This window comes from Pseudoalteromonas rhizosphaerae, assembly GCF_902498845.1.
Taxonomy (GTDB): Bacteria; Pseudomonadota; Gammaproteobacteria; order Enterobacterales; family Alteromonadaceae; genus Pseudoalteromonas; species Pseudoalteromonas rhizosphaerae.
This window is the reverse complement of the sequence record NZ_CABVLM010000024.1, coordinates 1-20,069: the sequence shown is the minus strand read 5'-3', so window position 1 is coordinate 20,069 and position 20,069 is coordinate 1. Positions and strand designations below refer to the sequence as shown.

General features: G+C 43.1%; 13 protein-coding genes and 1 tRNA gene. 13 read left to right on the top strand and 1 reads right to left on the bottom strand.

Annotated elements, in window-relative coordinates; all coding sequences use genetic code 11:
- Window positions 1-74 precede the first annotated feature (74 nt).
- On the bottom strand, window positions 75-4,064 hold the full coding sequence (locus PSR9079_RS22600) for a two-component regulator propeller domain-containing protein (protein WP_246175644.1): 3,990 nt from the start codon (window positions 4,062-4,064) through the stop codon (window positions 75-77).
- Window positions 4,065-4,229: 165 nt separating this feature from the next.
- Here PSR9079_RS22600 and PSR9079_RS22595 point away from each other — a divergent pair.
- From PSR9079_RS22595 to PSR9079_RS22535, 13 genes are all read left to right on the top strand, one after another.
- Window positions 4,230-4,306: transfer RNA gene (locus PSR9079_RS22595), tRNA-Trp, on the top strand.
- 132 nt (window positions 4,307-4,438) lie between these two features.
- A complete protein-coding gene (secE, locus tag PSR9079_RS22590; RefSeq protein ID WP_016710555.1) occupies window positions 4,439-4,816 on the top strand; it encodes a preprotein translocase subunit SecE in 378 nt (125 codons plus the stop codon).
- A gap of 4 nt (window positions 4,817-4,820) precedes the next feature.
- The gene (gene nusG / locus PSR9079_RS22585) at window positions 4,821-5,378 is read left to right on the top strand and encodes a transcription termination/antitermination protein NusG (protein ID WP_145238289.1); all 558 of its coding nucleotides are present in this window, start codon (window positions 4,821-4,823) and stop codon (window positions 5,376-5,378) included.
- A gap of 216 nt (window positions 5,379-5,594) precedes the next feature.
- Window positions 5,595-6,023 (top strand): 50S ribosomal protein L11, encoded by a 429-nt coding sequence (gene rplK / locus PSR9079_RS22580; RefSeq protein WP_008108462.1) that lies wholly within the window; start codon window positions 5,595-5,597, stop codon window positions 6,021-6,023.
- A gap of 4 nt (window positions 6,024-6,027) precedes the next feature.
- Window positions 6,028-6,732, top strand: coding sequence for a 50S ribosomal protein L1 (rplA, locus tag PSR9079_RS22575; protein WP_145238292.1), 705 nt, complete (start codon window positions 6,028-6,030; stop codon window positions 6,730-6,732).
- A gap of 322 nt (window positions 6,733-7,054) precedes the next feature.
- The gene (rplJ, locus tag PSR9079_RS22570) at window positions 7,055-7,549 is read left to right on the top strand and encodes a 50S ribosomal protein L10 (protein WP_145238296.1); all 495 of its coding nucleotides are present in this window, start codon (window positions 7,055-7,057) and stop codon (window positions 7,547-7,549) included.
- Between the two features lie 76 nt (window positions 7,550-7,625).
- Entirely contained in the window at window positions 7,626-7,988 is a 363-nt protein-coding gene (gene rplL, locus PSR9079_RS22565) for a 50S ribosomal protein L7/L12 (RefSeq protein WP_064668694.1), read from the top strand.
- Window positions 7,989-8,259: 271 nt separating this feature from the next.
- Entirely contained in the window at window positions 8,260-12,285 is a 4,026-nt protein-coding gene (rpoB, locus tag PSR9079_RS22560; RefSeq protein WP_145238299.1) for a DNA-directed RNA polymerase subunit beta, read from the top strand.
- Window positions 12,286-12,388: 103 nt separating this feature from the next.
- Window positions 12,389-16,564 carry a DNA-directed RNA polymerase subunit beta' gene (rpoC, locus tag PSR9079_RS22555; protein ID WP_145238302.1) on the top strand — a complete coding sequence of 1,392 codons (4,176 nt, stop codon included), beginning with the start codon at window positions 12,389-12,391 and terminating at the stop codon, window positions 16,562-16,564.
- 194 nt (window positions 16,565-16,758) lie between these two features.
- Complete coding sequence (gene rpsL, locus PSR9079_RS22550) at window positions 16,759-17,133, top strand: 30S ribosomal protein S12 (protein ID WP_002958885.1); 375 nt, start codon at window positions 16,759-16,761, stop codon at window positions 17,131-17,133.
- A 97-nt stretch (window positions 17,134-17,230) separates the two neighbouring features.
- On the top strand, window positions 17,231-17,701 hold the full coding sequence (gene rpsG / locus PSR9079_RS22545) for a 30S ribosomal protein S7 (protein ID WP_054206871.1): 471 nt from the start codon (window positions 17,231-17,233) through the stop codon (window positions 17,699-17,701).
- A 27-nt stretch (window positions 17,702-17,728) separates the two neighbouring features.
- A complete protein-coding gene (gene fusA, locus PSR9079_RS22540; RefSeq protein WP_145238305.1) occupies window positions 17,729-19,843 on the top strand; it encodes an elongation factor G in 2,115 nt (704 codons plus the stop codon).
- Window positions 19,844-19,906: 63 nt separating this feature from the next.
- The coding region (locus PSR9079_RS22535; RefSeq protein WP_246175643.1) for a GTP-binding protein at window positions 19,907-20,069 on the top strand (163 nt) is incomplete at its 3' end.

Here is a 20,069-nt window from a genome sequence, read left to right as displayed (position 1 = left end):
TATTCTACAAATTGTTTTAAAGTTAATTTAAAGAAATCATAAGGTTAAAAATAGTACTGAGGCGAACACTTTGGTCACACAGACGAAGTTTTTGCATTCAGGTTGGTATTTTCCCTAAACTGCTTGGGCGAAACGTTATGCTTTGCCTTAAAGCAGCGAGCAAAGTAACTTTGTGAGCTAAAGCCGACTTTTTCAGCAATTAAACCTATGCTCAGGTCGCTGTCGCTAAGTAACTTTTCAGCATACTCTAAACGAGTATTACGAATATAATCACTGGGAGTTAAATTGTAGAGTGCTTTCATTTTCAGTTGTAAGGCACGTGGGCTTAAATATAATCCTGCAGCGAATTCTTCAATACTAAACGCTTCGTTGTGATAGTTATCACGGATGATGTTTTTCAGGCGCTCGGTAAATTGGTAATCTTTACTTTGTGTAAGTTGCGGATCGAGTACCAGCGGCGGAGCATGAGCCGCAAGCTGCTTTGCTAAGTGCCGATTAAGGACTGCACGAATACTCAGTAACCCTTGTACTCTACTGAGCAGTAATTGCGGCTCAAATGGTTTACTTAAAAAATCATCTGCTAGTAAATCAAGGCCTTTTAGTCTGCTTTGTGTATCGGCTTTTGCTGACAATAATAACACCGGTATATGGCTGGTAATGTTATTTGTGCGTAGCGCATTAAGTAATTGATAACCGTCCATGCAAGGCATCATCACATCGCTGATCACTAGATCTGGCATTTCTGTTTGGCAGATGGCTAAGCCTTGTTCGCCGTTAATAGCACTTAAGCAGTGGTACTCAGTAGCAAACAAAGTCAGCAGTAGTTCGCGCATTTCGTCGTTATCTTCAACAATCAGTAGCTTTTGCGAATTGCTGGGGCGGGTTGCTTCATTTACTGATGCTGCTAGCGAAGTTGCGCCATGCTCTGCTTCAGTCAAAGGCAGAGATACAGTAAAACAACTGCCTTTACCTACTTCACTTGTTAGTGAAATCTGCCCGCCGTATTGCTCTAGCAATTGTTTAACTAAAGCAAGGCCAATTCCACTGCCGTTTTGATTTTGTGCTGCAACACGCGTAAAGCGTTCAAAAATAATGCCTTGTTGGTGTTTTTCGATGCCAATACCGGTGTCAACAATCGCGATATGAGCCATGTTATTATGCATTGATAAGCTAATCTCAACTTGACCGCCTGAGTGGGTATATTTGAGGGCATTACTAACTAAGTTGGTAATAATTGACGTTGCATGTTCTGGCTCAAGGGCTATGCAGCAAGAGCCTTGGCTGAGATCTGTCATTGTTACGTGAATACCTTTTTGTTCAAACAGCACCGTGAAGTCAGCAACCAGCTGCTTTATAAATGGTGCTAAAGGATAGGGCGAAACGTAATGTATAGCGCAGCTGGGGCGTTGGCTTAGCTGTAATAGTTGATTTATTAAGGTCAGCAAACGTAGGCTATTGCGTTTGATCATCGATAATTGTTTTTGGCTAGCTTGATCTTTATGGTTTAGCTGCAAGCTTTCAAGTGGCGCGAGTATTAAACTCAGAGGCGTTTTTAATTCATGGCTAATATTATCTAAAAACTGACTTTTTAAGCGATTCAGTTCACGGGCTTGATTACTTGTTTGTTCGGCTAGCTTAGCGCGGTATAGCGAGGCCGCAATAAGCCAAATAATAACCCCTGTGAGAAGAACATAACCGGCATAGGCAAGGCGACTTTGCCACCACGGCGGCACCACCGTGAAATCGACCATAGCTTTAGCATTGCTCCATTGGCCATACTGATCTTTTACTTTTAGTTGCAGCTGATAGTCGCCTGCGGGCAGTTGCGGGTAGTTTATTTGTCGTTGTTGTGCGTTGGTATATAGAAATTGCTTATCAAAACCAGCGAGTTTGTATGCATATTGATATTGTTGAGGTGCCGACGGGCTATGTAATGCTGAGAACTTAAAGCCGATCACGCCGACACCTTTGTTAAAGGAGAGTGTTTGTATATAGCTAATTAATTTCGCAGCTTGAGTCTCGTGCTTAGTGTATGGGGCAGTGGCTATCGCTTGATTGTTAATTAGTAATTCGGTTAACACAGGCTCTGGAGTTGTAGCTGCCAGCTGTAGCTTAAGCGGATCAAATTGATTAAAGCCGTTGATCCCGCCAAAAAATAGTTCACCGTTCTGCGCTTGATAAGCCGCGCCGAGAATAAATGAATTATGTTGCACGCCATCACGGGGTAAAAAATGCTGCATATTTTCAGAGCTGGGCTGATAACGTGTTAAACCTTGGTTGCTTGCCAGCCACAGGTAACCTTTGGCATCCTGTTTAATGGCAAAAATATTATCGTTTAGCAGGCCATCATGCTCGGTGATTCGGGTTATCTCTGCCGTTGTTTTATTCAGTTTATTTAAGCCTCCAAAAGTACCCACCCACAGTGTATTGTCATCTTGCAGATGAAGGGCGGTAACCATGTTATGACTTAAGCTATTTGGATTTGTTTGATCGGCTTGATAATGGCTAAATTCATTGTTGTTGAGGGTGAGTTTATTTAAGCCAACTCGAGTACCAGCCCAAATTGCATTAGCAACGTTATCGTAAACGAGGCTAAATACGGTGTTGTTCGATATACTATTGTGTTGTTCCGAGTGCTTAAAATGCTCAATGGTCAAGTTATCTGGGTTAAACAGACTTAAACCTTGATTGCTTCCCAACCATAAGTTGCCGTTCCGATCGCTGGTGATCGCATAAATGTTATTGCTGCTGAGCTGGTGGCTTTGCACTGTGAATGATGTAAAGTCATCGCTTTCGCGGTTATAACGCAATAAACCGCCACCATAGGTGCCAATCCAAATACGCTGTTGGCTATCTTCATGAAGGCTGAATATATTGTTGTTGGTAAGGTTGCTGGTATCGACGTGATAGCGCACAAAGCCGTCTTTTGTTTGTCTATTTAACCCGTTGCGGGTACCGACCCATAATTGCCCTTGCGAATCTTTAAGTAAGGCCCGGATAAAATCATGGCTAATACTGTTAGGGTCATCGCTGTGTTGTTGATGATTAAATTGATTTTGGCGCATATCGTAGCGTTGTAACCCATAACCATCAGTGCCTATCCACAGAATACCTTGCAGGTCTTGATACAAAGACAGTAAGTAATCATTAACAAGCCCATGACGTTGCTGTGGAAGGTGTTTAAATTGGCTAAAGCTTGTCAGAGTTGTTTGATAGTTGGGATTATAATATAAGCCTTGGCCGTAGCTGCTAAGCCAAAGATGCTCGTTATTATCGATTAAAATATCGCTTATCCATATACCATCTAGTTGTTTTATATCATTAAACTGTTCACTTTCTAAATCAAAGACACTAAGCCCTGTTTTACTGGCAATCAGTAGCTGCCCTTGTGGCGTGAGTTTTAGGCGCCATAGTTGCTTTTTACTTGCTGAAAAGTGGCTAAATTTAGCTGTTTTTGTATCAAATTTTATTAATCCTTCATTACTGGCCAGCCATAAATTTTGCTTAGCATCAATCACCATATCCTGAAAAATAATACTACCTTGGGTGTTTGGCGAGTAGGTAAAGTAGGCAGTTTCATGCTCGGCTACATTTAGGCGAGTTAAGTTACCATCTTCATGGCCTAACCATAAATTATTGTGTTGATCAGTAAGCATTGACCAAATGCGGTTATCTTTAATCGCTAATGGACTGTTACGGTTAAAATGAGTGAATATACCGGTTTCTGTATTTAGGGCGTTTAGCCCTTGTGTAGCTGTAGAAAACCACAGCAGATTATTGTCAGTGGTAACACAGTCGGTGATCCAATTACTCGATAGACTTGGCTGGGTTGGATGAGACTTAAAGCGTTTAAATTCATAACCATCAAAACGGTTGAGCCCACCTTGGGTGGCGAACCAATGAAAACCACGGCGATCAGTTATGCTGCAAGTGACAGAGTTTTGCGTTAACCCCTGTTCATTAGAGAAGGAGTCTAAATGTAAAGACAGTGCCAGCGCGCTGTTATGAAATAGCCATAAAAAACCAATAATGGCCGGATAGATAGTTGTTTTTATTGTTAGCACGTGCTTCCTCGTGCGTAGTAATATCCCTTGAATTGAAACAATCATAAACTGCTTTTTAATCAATGTTAAGATGGATTTTTCAATCTAGTGATGAGATTTTGACTTATGGGCATCTTTTACACTTGTGTTAATGAATTGCGTAAGTATAATAGGCATCCACTTTGCAGGGGCGTAGTTCCAATTGGTAGAACAGCGGTCTCCAAAACCGATGGTTGGGAGTTCGAGTCTCTCCGCCCCTGCCATTTTATCCTGTTTGTGGGTAAAGTCTGAGGTTAAAAATCGGTTTAAATAAGTCTGTTTTTAAGTTTGGATTTTAATGGATTAACCCTGCCATAGTGTAGGGTTGTTGTGTCTGTAGTTAAGGTAATAATATTATGAGCACGAATGTAGAAACTCCATCAAGTGCGATGGATTCAGTAAAGTGGCTTGTGGCAATTGCGCTACTTGCAGGCGCAGTAGTTGGTAACTATATGTACGCAGATCAGTCTGTGTTATTACGTGCTATTGGTGTTGTTGTTGCTGTTGCCGCTGGTTTGGGGATTGCATCACAAACTGAAAAAGGGCGTACCTTCCTTGCTTTTGCAAAAGAAGCACGCATCGAAGTACGTAAAGTAGTGTGGCCTACGCGCCAAGAAACTACCCATACGACATTTATTGTAATGGTTGCAACTGCGATTATGGCACTTATCCTTTGGGGATTAGATGGCATTTTATTCCGCGCAGTAGGCTTTTTAACTGGATTGGAGATCTGATCCCATGTCGGATGAGAACAACGAAAAGAAACTACGTTGGTACGTAGTACAGGCTTTCTCAGGTTATGAGAAGCGTGTTGCACAAACTATTCTTGAGCATATCAAGATCGAAGGTTTGGAAGATAGCTTTGGTGAAGTATTAGTACCTACTGAAGAAGTGGTTGAGATGCGCGCTGGTCAAAAGCGTAAATCTGAGCGCAAGTTCTTCCCAGGTTATGTACTTATCCAAATGGATATGAACGATAAAAGCTGGCACTTAGTAAATAGCACCGCGCGTGTTATGGGCTTCATCGGTGGTACGTCTGATCGTCCAGCACCAATTAGCGCTAAAGAAGCTGATCGTATTCTTAACCGCTTACAAGAAAACGCTGAAGCGCCTAAGCCTGCAACGTTATTTGAACCAGGTGAAGTGGTACGTGTTGTTGACGGCCCATTTGCTGATTTCAGTGGTGTGGTTGAAGCTGTTGACTATGAAAAGAGCCGCGTAAAAGTATCGGTACTTATCTTTGGTCGTTCTACTCCTGTTGAACTTGAATTTGGTCAAGTTGAGCAAGATAGATAAACAAATTAACTGATTTATACCAAAAAATATATTGTTTGGTATAAAGCTTGAAAAAGGCCGCTGATTAACTTATAATCAGCGGCCTTTTTGTATTCAAAGTAAGCATTTCTTGGTTTGTATACAGAAAAGTGAGAAACCAATTTTTAAACTGGGAAGCCGCTAGAGTACGCGTCCTCGCGCGCACAAGGCTAAGACCCACCTAATGAGGTATTTATAATGGCTAAGAAAGTTGAAGCTCTAATCAAGCTACAAGTTGCTGCTGGTATGGCTAACCCTAGTCCTCCAGTAGGTCCAGCACTAGGTCAACACGGTGTAAACATCATGGAATTCTGTAAAGCGTTCAACGCACGTACAGAATCTATCGAAAAAGGCGCTCCAGTTCCTGTAGTGATCTCTGTTTACGGCGACCGTTCATTTACGTTCGACATGAAAACGCCACCGGCTGCTTACTTACTTAAGAAAGCTGCAGGTATCAAATCTGGTTCAGGCCGTCCTAACACTGAAAAAGTAGGCACAGTAACTCGTGCTCAACTTGAAGAAATCGTTGAGACAAAGAAACCTGACCTTACAGCTTCTGATTTAGAAGCTGCGGTTCGCACTATCGCAGGTTCTGCGCGTGCGATGGGCTTGAACGTAGAGGACTAAGATAATGGCTAAATTAACTAAACGTATGCGTACTATCCGCGAAAAAGTGGAAGCGACTAAAGATTACGAAATCACCGAAGCAGTTGCTCTTTTAAAAGAGTTAGCGACAGCTAAATTCGTAGAAAGTGTTGACGTTGCTGTTAACCTTGGTATCGATGCTCGTAAATCTGACCAAAACGTTCGTGGTGCAACTGTACTACCTAACGGTACTGGCCGTGACGTTCGCGTTGCAGTGTTCACACAAGGCGCTAACGCAGAAGCTGCGAAAGAAGCTGGTGCTGAACTAGTAGGTATGGAAGATCTTGCTGAGCTAGTTAAAAAAGGCGAGATGAACTTTGACGTTGTTGTTGCATCACCAGACGCTATGCGTGTTGTTGGTCAACTAGGTCAAATCTTAGGCCCACGTGGTCTAATGCCAAACCCTAAAACTGGTACTGTAACGCCTAACGTTGCAGAAGCAGTTAAAAATGCTAAAGCTGGTCAAGTGCGTTACCGCAATGACAAAAATGGTATCATCCATACTACTATTGGTAAGGTTGATTTCACAGTTGAGCAACTTCAACAAAACCTTGAGTCGCTAATTGTTGCGCTTAAGAAGGCTAAGCCTTCACAAGCAAAAGGTGTTTACGTTAAGAAAGTAACCATCTCTACAACAATGGGCGCAGGTGTTTCTGTTGACCAAAGCACTTTAACAACAACTGTTGTTTAATTGAGTGTTTACATGGCGTGAAATTTATACTATAATTTTGCGCCATTTTGTTGAGAAATTTTGTTTTCTCAACAAGTAAAGAATTCGGGTTGAAGTCCATAATTTCGGTGCGCCTTCGGGCAAAACGATAAATTGGGCTTCCGTCCAAGACCGTAGGTGGCTTCGGCCTTAATATTCACCTACGTAGACGGTGTGAATCCCCAGATAGATTTTTCCTAATCTTCTGGCTCTCGCCGTAAAAAGCATCTCTATCTTGTTTGGTAGGGAAGAGTAGAACAGGGAAGCCGATGTACGGTAACCCATTAAACCAGGAGTAACACCCATGGCTTTAAATCTTCAAGGCAAAAAAGCAATTGTTGCTGAAGTCAACGAAGCAGCCAATGGTGCTCTATCTGCAGTTGTTGCAGATTCTCGTGGTGTAACAGTTGGCGCAATCACTGCCCTTCGTAAAGAAGCTCGTGCAAATGGTGTTTGGATGAAAGTTGTCCGTAACACTTTAGCAAAACGTGCTCTTGAAGGAACACAGTTTGAGTGCCTTTCTGATTCATTTGTTGGTCCAAGCTTAATCGCTTTCTCATCAGAGCACCCAGGTGCTGCTGCGCGTATCTTTTCTGCTTTTGCAAAGAAGAACGAGAAATTTGAGCTTAAAACGGCCGCTTTTGAAGGAAATGTTGTTGATGCAGCAATGCTTGCTACATTACCTACATACGACGAAGCTGTTGCACGCTTAATGAGCGCTATGAAAGAAGCGTCTGCTGGCAAATTGTGTAAAACAATTGAAGCAGTACGTGTACAGAAAGAAGAGCAAGCTGCTTAATTTTAAGCTGTTTAATCAATCTTTCGGTGTAAAATTTTTTTGGACCTAGAGTCCGTTAATTATTAGGAAATTTGTAATGTCTGTAACTAAAGACCAAATCCTTGACGCAATTGCTGAAATGTCAGTAATGGACGTTGTTGCTCTTGTTGAAGCAATGGAAGAAAAATTCGGCGTAACTGCTGCAGCTGCTATGGTAGCAGGTCCTGCTGCTGAAGCTGCTGAAGAGAAAACAGAATTTGACGTAATCCTTACTGGCGCTGGCGCTAATAAAGTTGCGGCAATCAAAGCTGTTCGTAGCGCAACTGGCCTAGGCCTTAAAGAAGCGAAAGCTCTTGTTGAAGCTGCTCCTACACCTGTTAAAGAAGGTGTATCTAAAGAAGAAGCTGAAGCTCTTGCTAAAGACCTTACTGAAGCTGGTGCTGAAGTTGAGGTTAAGTAATTTAGCTTTTGCTAAGTTCGCTGTCTGAGAAATCAGGCAAGGGCTGGTGATTATTTAATCACCGGCCTTTTTGCGCTATAGAGCGATGTATTCCTATAGCTCAAATAAAATCTGATTTTCTCTTTACTTTCAACGCTTTATAGTTTGCTAGTGTTAAAGTGGGAGTTAATTGGAACAACAATTAAATGTTGTACAATCTTGGCTTAGATGCCAGTTAAGTCTGTTCTTACAAGAACAGGTCGGGTCAAAGATCAGCAAGCTGAGGAACCCCATGGCTTACTCTTATTCTGAAAAGAAACGTATCCGTAAGGATTTTGGTAAACGTCCACAAGTTTTGGATATACCTTTCTTACTGTCAACGCAGTTAGAATCGTTTAAAAAATTCTTAGTGCCGGACGCTGATGGCGATCATGGTTTGGAAGCTGCCTTCCGTTCTGTGTTCCCAATCAAAAGCTACTCGGGAAATTCTGAGCTTCAATACGTAAGTTATCGTATTGGTGAGCCAGTTTTCGATGTAAAAGAATGTCAAATTCGCGGTGTGACTTATTCTGCTCCACTTCGCGTAAAACTACGCCTTGTGGTGATGGATAAAGAAGCGCCAGGCACAGTTAAAGACATTAAAGAGCAAGAAGTTTACATGGGCGAAATTCCGCTCATGACCGATACCGGTACTTTTGTAATCAATGGTACAGAGCGTGTTATCGTTTCTCAGCTACACCGTAGCCCTGGTGTATTCTTTGATAACGACCGCGGTAAAACTCACTCATCAGGTAAAGTGCTTTATAACGCACGTGTTATCCCATACCGTGGTTCATGGTTAGATTTTGAGTTTGATGCAAAAGATAACTTATATGTACGTATTGACCGTCGCCGTAAATTACCGGCGTCAATCATGTTGCGTGCACTTGAGTACACGACAGAAGAGATCTTAAACATCTTCTTCGAAACCACTGCGTTTGAAGTAACTGACGGTAAAGTTCTTATGGAACTTGTGCCATCACGTTTACGTGGTGAAACCGCTGCCTTTGATATAAAAAGTGAAGACGGTGAAGTGTTCGTTGAGTCTGGCCGTCGTGTAACAGCGCGTCATATCAAGAGCATTGAGAAAAAAGGCATTAGCCATTTAGAAGTACCCCATGAGTATATCATTGGCCGTGTAATTGCTAGAAACTACGTTGATGAGTCAACGGGTGAAGTGATTGCAAACGCGAATGATGAATTAACTTTAGAGTTAATGGCTGAATTGGTTAAAGCAGGTCACACTAAAATTGATACTCTATATATCAATGAAGTGGACAGCGGTGCATATATTTCTGATACTTTACGTATTGATTCAAGCACTAACCGCTTAGAAGCACTAGTAGAAATTTATCGCATGATGCGCCCAGGCGAGCCACCGACGAAAGACGCGGCTGAAGCCTTATTTGAGAACTTGTTCTTCTCTGAAGAACGTTATGACTTATCTACTGTAGGTCGTATGAAGTTCAATAGCCGTGTTGGTTATGACACTGACACAGGCCCAGGCACATTAAGCAAAGAAGACATCGTGTCTGTTATGAAAGTATTAATTTCTATTCGTAACGGTCAAGGCGATGTTGATGATATCGACCACTTAGGCAACCGTCGTATTCGTAGTGTTGGCGAAATGGCTGAGAATCAGTTCCGTGTAGGTTTAGTACGTGTAGAGCGTGCGGTACGTGAGCGTTTAAGCTTAGGTGACCTAGATGCGATCATGCCACAAGATCTTATTAACGCTAAGCCTATTTCGGCAGCAGTTAAAGAGTTCTTTGGTTCGTCTCAGTTATCACAGTTCATGGACCAAAATAACCCGCTATCAGAAGTGACACACAAACGTCGTATTTCTGCATTAGGGCCGGGCGGTCTTACACGTGAACGCGCTGGCTTTGAAGTACGTGACGTTCACGTAACTCACTATGGTCGCGTATGTCCAATCGAGACTCCTGAGGGTCCAAACATCGGTCTAATTAACTCATTGTCTACGTACGCACGTACCAATGACTATGGTTTCTTAGAAACACCTTACCGCAAAGTGGTAGACGGTGTAGTAACTGATGAAGTTGATTACTTATCAGCCATTGAAGAAGGTCAGTTTGTTATCGCACAGGCGAACTCAAACTTAACTGAAACCAATGAGTTTGTTGATGAATTAATCCCATGTCGTCACAAAGGTGAATCTACCTTTATGGGTCGCATGGACCAGCAATATATGGATGTATCACCACAACAGGTGATCTCTGTAGCGGCAGCACTTATCCCGTTCCTAGAACACGATGATGCTAACCGTGCATTGATGGGTTCAAACATGCAACGTCAAGCAGTACCAACATTGAAAGCGGACAAACCGTTAGTAGGTACTGGTATTGAGTTAACACTAGCGAAAGATTCTGGTGTAACGATTGTTGCTAAACGTGGTGGTGAAGTAATGTATGCTGACGCAAGTCGCATCGTTGTTAATGTGCATGAAGAAGAGCGCATCCCTGGTGAAGCGGGCATCGACATCTACAACTTAACCAAATACACACGTTCTAACCAAAACACATGTATTAACCAAAAACCAACTTGTATGGTTGGCGAACCGGTTACTCGTGGTGACGTGTTAGCAGATGGTCCTTCGACTGACTTAGGTGACTTAGCCCTTGGTCAAAACTTGCGCGTGGCATTCATGCCATGGAACGGTTATAACTTCGAGGATTCAATCTTACTATCAGAGCGCGTAGTTGAAGAAGATCGTCTAACGACTATCCATATTCAAGAACTACAGTGTGTTGCCCGTGATACTAAGTTAGGTCCTGAAGAGATCACTGCAGATATCCCGAATGTGGGTGAATCTGCACTAGGCAAGCTTGATGAATCAGGTGTTGTTTATATCGGTGCTGAAGTTAAAGGCGGCGATATCCTAGTAGGTAAAGTGACTCCGAAAGGCGAAACGCAATTAACTCCTGAAGAGAAGCTACTACGAGCTATCTTTGGTGAGAAAGCGTCTGACGTTAAAGACAGCTCATTACGTGTACCAAACTCTGTAACAGGTACTGTAATTGACGTGCAAGTCTTCACCCGTGATGGTGTTGAAAAAGACAAGCGCGCGCTAGAAGTTGAAGAAATGCAACTTCGTGACGCGAAAAAAGACTTTAACGAAGAATTCCGTATTCTTGAAGCAGGCGTGTTAGATCGTGCTCGTAAGTTACTTATCGCAGCCGGTCAAGATGAAGATAGATTAGCGTCATTGAATGCTGAGAAGCTACTAACTCAAAGTCTTGCTGAAGAAGATAAGCAAGCTGAACTTGAGCAACTAGCAGCCCAGTACGATGAGCTAAAAGCTGAATACGATAAAAAGTTTGAAAACAAACGTCGTAAAATTACCCAAGGTGATGACTTAGCACCAGGCGTACTTAAGATTGTTAAAGTATACCTAGCTGTTAAACGTCGTATCCAACCAGGTGATAAAATGGCGGGTCGTCACGGTAACAAAGGTGTTATCTCGACTATCGTACCAGTAGAAGATATGCCATACGATGATAAAGGTCGTACTGTTGATATCGTACTTAACCCGCTGGGTGTACCATCACGTATGAACATCGGTCAGATCCTTGAAACACATATGGGTCTAGCTGCTCGTGGTATTGGTGAGCGTATTGAAGAAATGATGAAAGAACAACGTGAGCTTCATGAGCTACGTGACTTCATCAAGCAAGCATACGAAATTGGTGAATCTCGCCAGTTCGTAGACATTGCTAGCTTCACAGATGACGAAATTCGTCGTTTGGCTGAAAACTTAAAAGGTGGTTTACCAATAGCTACTCCTGCATTTGATGGCGCGAAAGAAAGCGAAATCAAAGACATGCTTGAGCTAGCTGGCTACCCTCGTAGTGGTCAGGTTACACTTTATGATGGCCGTACTGGCGATCAGTTTGAACGTCAAGTAACTGTTGGTTACATGTACATGCTGAAACTGAATCACTTAGTTGATGACAAAATGCATGCGCGTTCTACTGGTTCTTATAGCCTTGTTACTCAGCAGCCGCTGGGTGGTAAAGCACAGTTCGGTGGCCAGCGTTTCGGTGAGATGGAAGTATGGGCACTAGAAGCATACGGTGCCGCTTACACGTTACAAGAAATGTTAACAGTGAAATCGGATGACGTGAACGGTCGTACTAAGATGTATAAAAACATCGTTGATGGTAACCATAAAATGGAACCAGGTATGCCAGAATCGTTCAACGTATTGTTGAAAGAAATCCGCTCACTGGGTATCAACATCGAGTTGGAAGAAAATTAAGCCAATTAGATGCTGCAGCTAGCCTGCAGCATCTGTTACGGCCGAATAGAATGTAGGGACGAAATCATCCGTCCTCAAGATTAACTCCGACAGGAGAGCTAAGGTGAAAGACTTACTTAAGTTTCTGAAGCAACAAAATAAGACCGAAGAATTCGATGCAATTCGCATTGGTCTTGCTTCACCAGACATGGTTCGTTCATGGTCATACGGTGAAGTAAAGAAACCTGAGACTATTAACTACCGTACTTTCAAGCCTGAGCGCGATGGCTTATTCTGTGCCCGTATTTTCGGTCCAGTGAAAGATTATGAATGCTTATGTGGTAAATATAAGCGTCTTAAACACCGTGGTGTGATCTGTGAAAAGTGTGGCGTTGAAGTAACACTCACTAAAGTGCGTCGCGATCGTATGGGTCACATCGACCTTGCGAGCCCAGTTGCACATATATGGTTTTTAAAATCATTACCGTCACGTATCGGCTTAATGCTTGATATGACGCTTCGTGATATTGAACGTGTTCTTTACTTCGAATCATTCGTAGTAACTGAGCCTGGCATGACGACGCTTGAGCGTAGTCAGCTATTAGGTGAAGAAGAATACCTAGATGCACTAGAAGAGCACGGTGATGAGTTTGAAGCGAAGATGGGTGCTGAAGCAGTATTAGACTTGCTTCGTGAACTCGATCTTGCGCAATTAATTGCTGAAATGCGTGAAGAGTTACCAACAATTAACTCTGAAACTAAGCGTAAGAAGATCACTAAACGTCTTAAATTAATGGAATCGTTCCACCAGTCAGGTAATAACCCTGAGTGGATGATCATGACAGTACTGCCAGTATTGCCACCTGATCTACGTCCATTAGTACCACTTGATGGTGGCCGTTTTGCGACTTCTGATCTAAATGACCTTTACCGTCGTGTTATTAACCGTAATAACCGTCTTAAACGTCTACTAGATTTAGCTGCACCGGATATTATCGTACGCAACGAAAAACGTATGTTACAAGAAGCGGTTGATGCGTTACTTGATAACGGTCGTCGTGGTCGTGCAATTACAGGTTCTAACAAGCGTCCGCTTAAATCTCTTGCTGATATGATCAAGGGTAAGCAAGGTCGTTTCCGTCAGAACTTACTTGGTAAGCGTGTAGATTATTCAGGCCGTTCTGTAATCACAGTTGGTCCTACACTTAAGCTTCACCAATGTGGTCTTCCTAAGAAGATGGCACTTGAGCTATTCAAACCATTTATCTATGGCAAACTAGAGCGTCGCGGCATGGCTACGACAATCAAAGCTGCTAAGAAAATGGTAGAGCGTGAAGTTCCGGAAGTATGGGATGTATTAGACGAAGTAATTCGTGAACATCCAGTATTACTTAACCGTGCACCAACACTTCACCGTTTGGGTATCCAAGCGTTTGAACCTGTGCTTATCGAAGGTAAAGCAATCCATTTGCATCCATTAGTATGTGCGGCCTACAACGCCGACTTCGATGGTGACCAAATGGCGGTACACGTACCGCTAACGATTGAAGCGCAGCTTGAAGCTCGTGCATTGATGATGTCAACAAACAACATCCTATCTCCTGCGAATGGTGAGCCAATCATCGTTCCATCACAGGACGTTGTATTGGGTCTATATTATATGACCCGTGACCGCATCAACGCGAAAGGCGAAGGCGCGATCTTAAAAGATCCAAAAGAAGCAGAAAAAGCATACCGCAGCGGTAATGCAGACCTTCACGCTCGCGTGAAAGTACGTATTAGCGAATCAGTTAAAAACGAAAATGGTGTAGTAGAAGACACTGTAACTGTTATCGATACAACTGTTGGTCGTGCAATTTTGTCTCTTATTTTACCAAAAGGCATGCCGTTTTCGTCAATCAATCAGGCCCTAGGTAAGAAACAAATTTCTGGCTTATTAAACGAGTGTTACCGTCGTCTTGGTCTTAAAGATACAGTTATCTTTGCTGACCAAGTTATGTATACCGGTTTCCACTACGCAATGAAGTCAGGTGTTTCAATCGGTATCGATGACTTAGTTATCCCACCGATCAAAGCATCAATTATCGAAGCAGCTGAAGCTGAAGTAACTGAAATCAACCAACAATTCCAATCAGGTCTTGTAACGGCTGGTGAAAAGTACAATAAAGTTATCGATATCTGGTCACGTGTAAATGAAAACTTATCACGTGAAATGATGGCCAACTTGTCAAAAGACACGGTTATCAATGCCCAAGGTGAAGAAGAAGAGCAACCGTCATTTAACTCAGTGTTTATGATGGCCGACTCTGGTGCTCGTGGTAGTGCCGCTCAGATCCGTCAGCTAGCAGGTATGCGTGGTCTAATGGCACGTCCAGATGGTTCAATCATCGAGACGCCAATCACCGCTAACTTCCGTGAAGGTCTAAACGTACTTCAGTACTTCATCTCAACGCATGGTGCGCGTAAAGGTCTTGCCGATACAGCACTGAAAACAGCGAACTCGGGTTACCTAACGCGTCGTCTAGTAGACGTTGCACAAGATTTGGTAATCAACGAAGACGATTGTGGCACAGAAGATGGCTTAACAATGAAACCGCTTATTGAAGGTGGTGACGTTGTAGAAGCACTTCGCGAACGTGTACTTGGTCGTGTTGTTGCTGAAGATATTGTGATCCCTGGTACTAATACAGTACTAGTAGAGCGTAATATCATGCTTGACGAAAAACTGTGTGATCTTTTAGAAGAGCACTCAGTAGATGAAGTTCGCGTACGTTCAGTTATCACCTGTGATAACGACTTTGGTGTATGTGCTAAGTGTTACGGTCGTGACCTTGCACGTGGTCATATCATCAACGCGGGTGAATCAGTAGGTGTTATCGCGGCACAATCAATCGGTGAGCCGGGTACACAGCTTACGATGCGTACTTTCCACATCGGTGGTGCAGCATCAAGAGCGTCTGCTGAAAACAATGTACAAGTTAAAACTAACGGTACATTGAAGCTTCATAACGCAAAATATGTATTAAACACTGACGGTAAGATTGTTATTACCTCTCGTTCTACTGAAATCACTATCATCGATAGCCATGGTCGTGAGAAAGAGCGTTATAAAGTACCTTACGGTGCGGTATTAACAGTACAAGACAATACGGAAGTTCAAGGTAATGACATCGTTGCTACTTGGGACCCGCATAGTCACCCAATCGTTCTTGAGCATAAGTCAAAAGTATCGTTCAGCGATATCGATGACTCAAACACTGAAGCACAGACTGATGAACTAACTGGTTTAACCCGTGTAGTTGTTAAAGATCTTGCTAAGATAAATGCGAAAGAGCCGAAGCTTATCATCGAAAGTGAAGAGCGCGGTCTGCAAGAAACTCGTCTTCCTTCATACACTACGATTGAAGTAACAGACGGTGTAACGGCAAACCCAGGTGACGTGTTAGCACGTATTCCGCAGGAAGGTTCGAAAACTCGTGATATCACGGGTGGTCTACCACGCGTAGCCGACTTATTTGAAGCGCGTAAACCGAAAGAGCCAGCTATCTTAGCTGAGATCACCGGTACGATTAGCTTCGGTAAAGAGACTAAAGGTAAGAAGCGTTTAGTTATTACGCCAGCTGAAGGCGATCATTACGAAGAAATGATCCCTAAGTGGCGTCAACTTAACGTGTTTGAGGGTGAGCAAGTGTCTAAAGGTGAAGTTATCGCCGATGGTCCTGAATCACCACATGACATCTTACGCCTACGTGGTGTGACTCATGTTGCTAACTATATCGTTAACGAAGTGCAAGAGGTTTACCGTTTGCAAGGCGTTAAGATCAATGACAAGCACATTGAAACAATTATCCGTCAAATGATCCGTAAGTGTACGATCCTTGACGGCGGCCATAGTGAATTCTTAGCCGGTGAGCAAATTGAAGTGGCACGCGTTAATATCGCAAACCGCGACTTAGAAGCTCAAGGCAAGTTACCTGCTAAATATGAAATCCAATTAATGGGTATCACTAAAGCATCACTAGCCACAGAATCTTTCATCTCGGCAGCCTCGTTCCAGGAGACAACTCGTGTCCTAACTGAAGCCGCTGTAAATGGTAAGAGCGATGAACTTCGCGGTCTGAAAGAAAACGTAATTGTGGGTCGTTTGATCCCAGCCGGTACCGGTTTTGCGTATCATCAAGAACGTATGGCTCGTCGTAAGCAGAGCAAAGTTGTAGTTGAAGAGCAAACAGTAAGTGCAGAAGAGGCAACTCAAGCGCTAACTGATGCTTTAAACGCGGATTTATCTGGAAATCAATAAATCTAACTTAATCAATAGATTAGGTTTTTGCAAGGCAGTTATCTACTGCCTTGCTAACGGTTTAGGTTGACAGCTCAATCTTTGCTCATTAAAATTCCGCCACCCATTTACCTGCACGTTTGGTACGAGCTTGTAAATAAAGGGCGGATTTTTTTATTTTTTCAGTAGTAATTTTAATTTCAGGAGCTATTTAAATGGCAACTATTAACCAGCTAGTGCGTAAGCCACGTCGTAGCAAGGTTACGAAAAGTAACTCAGCTGCGCTTAAAGCGTGTCCGCAAAAGCGCGGTGTATGTACTCGCGTATATACAACTACACCTAAGAAACCAAACTCGGCGTTACGTAAAGTAGCTCGTGTACGTTTAACTAACGGTTTCGAAGTAACTTCATACATTGGTGGTGAAGGTCATAACCTTCAAGAGCATAGTGTAATCCTAATCCGTGGTGGTCGTGTTAAAGATTTACCAGGTGTGCGTTTTCACACTGTTCGTGGTGCACTTGACTGTGCAGGCGTTAGCGACCGTCGTCAAGCTCGTTCTAAATACGGTGCAAAACGCCCTAAAGGCTAATTGTATTCCGTTAGTAAGGCCAAGCACTAAATATTTTTAATTATTGTTTTGGGTGATTGACTCGAAAGAGCAAACCTGAATAAACCGGAGATACAAAATGCCTAGAAGACGCGTAATAGGTCAACGTAAAATTCTTCCAGATCCTAAGTTCGGATCGGAACTTCTTGCAAAATTCGTTAACATCGTAATGTTAGACGGCAAGAAATCTACTGCTGAAAAAATCGTTTACGGTGCGCTAGATGTGGCTGCTGAGAAATCAGGCAAATCGCACCTTGAAATCTTTGAAACTGCACTTGAAAACATCCGTCCACAGGTTGAGGTTAAATCTCGCCGTGTTGGTGGTTCAACGTATCAAGTACCAGTAGAAGTACGTCCAGTACGTCGCAACGCATTAGGTATGCGTTGGTTAGTAGACGCTGCACGTAAGCGTGGCGAGAAATCTATGGGCTTACGTTTAGCTCAAGAACTTGTTGACGCTTCTGACAACAAAGGCACTGCGGTTAAGAAACGTGAAGACGTTCACCGTATGGCTGAAGCGAATAAAGCATTCGCACATTACCGTTGGTAATCTGTCCTTAACCTTTAAGAGGATTTTATGGCACGTACAACTCCACTTGAGCGCTACCGCAATATCGGTATTGTTGCTCACGTAGATGCAGGCAAAACCACCACAACAGAACGTGTTCTGTTCTACACAGGTCTTTCTCATAAGATCGGTGAAGTACATGATGGCGCCGCAACTATGGACTGGATGGAGCAGGAACAAGAGCGTGGTATCACAATCACTTCTGCTGCAACAACGTGTTTCTGGAAAGGGATGGACGCGCAATTTGACGCTCATCGTATCAATATAATTGATACTCCAGGGCACGTGGATTTCACTATTGAAGTAGAACGTTCTTTACGTGTACTTGATGGTGCGGTAGTTGTGCTTTGTGCTTCATCTGGTGTACAGCCGCAAACTGAGACAGTTTGGCGTCAAGCGAACAAATACGAAGTTCCGAGAATGATCTTCGTAAATAAAATGGATCGCACGGGCGCTGACTTCTTAACGGTTGTTGGCCAGGTGAAATCTCGTCTTGGAGCAACGCCTGTTCCAATTCAGCTACCAGTAGGCGCTGAAGACGACTTTAAAGGTGTTATTGACCTCATAAAAATGAAAATGATTAACTGGAATGATGAAGACCAGGGAATGACTTTCACCTATGAGGCAATACCGGCAGAACTTCAAGATTTAGCTGAAGAATGGCGCTCAAACTTAGTTGAAAGCGCCGCTGAAGCATCTGAAGAACTAATGGATAAGTATTTGGAAGGTGAAGACCTGAGCGAAGCAGAAATTAAAAATGCTTTGCGTCAGCGTACATTGGCTAACGAAATCGTCCCAGTCACATGTGGTAGTGCATTTAAAAATAAAGGCGTTCAAGCTGTGCTTGATGGCGTTATTGAATATATGCCTGCACCAACACAAGTGAAACAAATTCAAGGTATCCTTGAAGATGGTACTGAGGAAGAACGTCCAGCTAATGACAACGCACCGTTTGCTGCACTTGCTTTTAAGATTGCAACAGACCCGTTCGTTGGTACTTTAACTTTCTTCCGTGTTTACTCTGGTACTGTTAAACAGGGTGACGCGGTATACAACCCAGTAAAATGTAAGCGTGAGCGTCTTGGCCGTATCGTTCAGATGCATTCAAACTCACGTGAAGAGATCAAAGAAGTCTACGCAGGTGATATTGCGGCGGCTATTGGTCTCAAAGACGTAACAACAGGTGAAACACTGTGTGATCCGAATTCTATTATTACGCTTGAGCGTATGGAATTCCCTGAACCAGTTATCTCTGTTGCGGTTGAGCCTCGCACAATCGCTGACCAAGATAAGATGGGTATCGCGCTAGGTAAACTAGCGGCAGAAGATCCGTCTTTTCGCGTACAAACTGACGAAGAATCAGGCCAGACTATTATTTCTGGTATGGGTGAACTTCACCTTGATATCATTGTCGACCGTATGAAACGTGAATTCAGTGTTGAATGTAACGTTGGTAAGCCGCAGGTTTCTTACCGTGAAGCTATTCGTTCAACTGTTAAAGTTGAGGGTAAATTCATACGTCAATCAGGTGGACGTGGTCAATATGGTCATGTCTGGCTTAAACTTGAACCGATGGATATTTCGGATGATGAAGCCCCAATTTACGAGTTCGTTAATGAAACCGTAGGTGGCTCCGTTCCAAAAGAATACATCCCTGCGGTAGACAAAGGCATCCAAGAGCAAATGTCTCAAGGTGTGCTGGCAGGCTACCCATTACTTGGTGTGAAAGCGACTTTATATGATGGTTCATTCCATGATGTAGATTCGAATGAAATGGCATTTAAAATAGCGGGTTCACTGGCAATGAAACAAGGTGCGCTACAAGCAGACCCTGTACTATTAGAGCCAATGATGAAGGTTGAAGTACTCACTCCTGAAGCAAACATGGGTGATGTAGTTGGTGACTTAAACCGTCGCCGCGGCATGATCGAAGGCATGGAAGATGCGCTAGGTGGACTTAAATTAATTAACGCCCAGGTTCCGCTTTCTGAAATGTTTGGTTATGCTACTGATCTACGATCTGCAACACAAGGCCGTGCCTCATACTCTATGGAGTTTTTGAAGTACGCTGAAGCCTCGAAACATGTTGCGGACACAATAATTACAGCTCGCGCTGTTAAGTAATTTTTAGCTCGGTTTGGTCCACAGTGGACTGAACCTTTAATTTCTTTATAGGAATTTTTTAAGATGGCAAAAGCAAAGTTTGAACGCGTAAAACCGCATGTAAACGTAGGTACAATCGGCCACGTTGACCACGGTAAAACTACCCTAACTGCAGCAATCACTAACGTACTTGCAAAAGTATACGGCGGTGTTGCTAAAGATTTCGCATCAATCGATAACGCTCCAG

Excerpts from the sequence above, each read along its gene's own strand:
- rplJ (WP_145238296.1), top strand. The coding sequence starts at position 7,055 with ATGGCTTTAAATCTTCAAGGCAAAAAAGCAATTGTTGCTGAAGTCAAC.
- rpoB (WP_145238299.1), top strand. The coding sequence starts at position 8,260 with ATGGCTTACTCTTATTCTGAAAAGAAACGTATCCGTAAGGATTTTGGT.
- rpsG (WP_054206871.1), top strand. The coding sequence starts at position 17,231 with ATGCCTAGAAGACGCGTAATAGGTCAACGTAAAATTCTTCCAGATCCT.
- fusA (WP_145238305.1), top strand. The coding sequence starts at position 17,729 with ATGGCACGTACAACTCCACTTGAGCGCTACCGCAATATCGGTATTGTT.
- rplL (WP_064668694.1), top strand. The coding sequence starts at position 7,626 with ATGTCTGTAACTAAAGACCAAATCCTTGACGCAATTGCTGAAATGTCA.
- rplK (WP_008108462.1), top strand. The coding sequence starts at position 5,595 with ATGGCTAAGAAAGTTGAAGCTCTAATCAAGCTACAAGTTGCTGCTGGT.
- rpsL (WP_002958885.1), top strand. The coding sequence starts at position 16,759 with ATGGCAACTATTAACCAGCTAGTGCGTAAGCCACGTCGTAGCAAGGTT.
- secE (WP_016710555.1), top strand. The coding sequence starts at position 4,439 with ATGAGCACGAATGTAGAAACTCCATCAAGTGCGATGGATTCAGTAAAG.
- nusG (WP_145238289.1), top strand. The coding sequence starts at position 4,821 with ATGTCGGATGAGAACAACGAAAAGAAACTACGTTGGTACGTAGTACAG.
- rplA (WP_145238292.1), top strand. The coding sequence starts at position 6,028 with ATGGCTAAATTAACTAAACGTATGCGTACTATCCGCGAAAAAGTGGAA.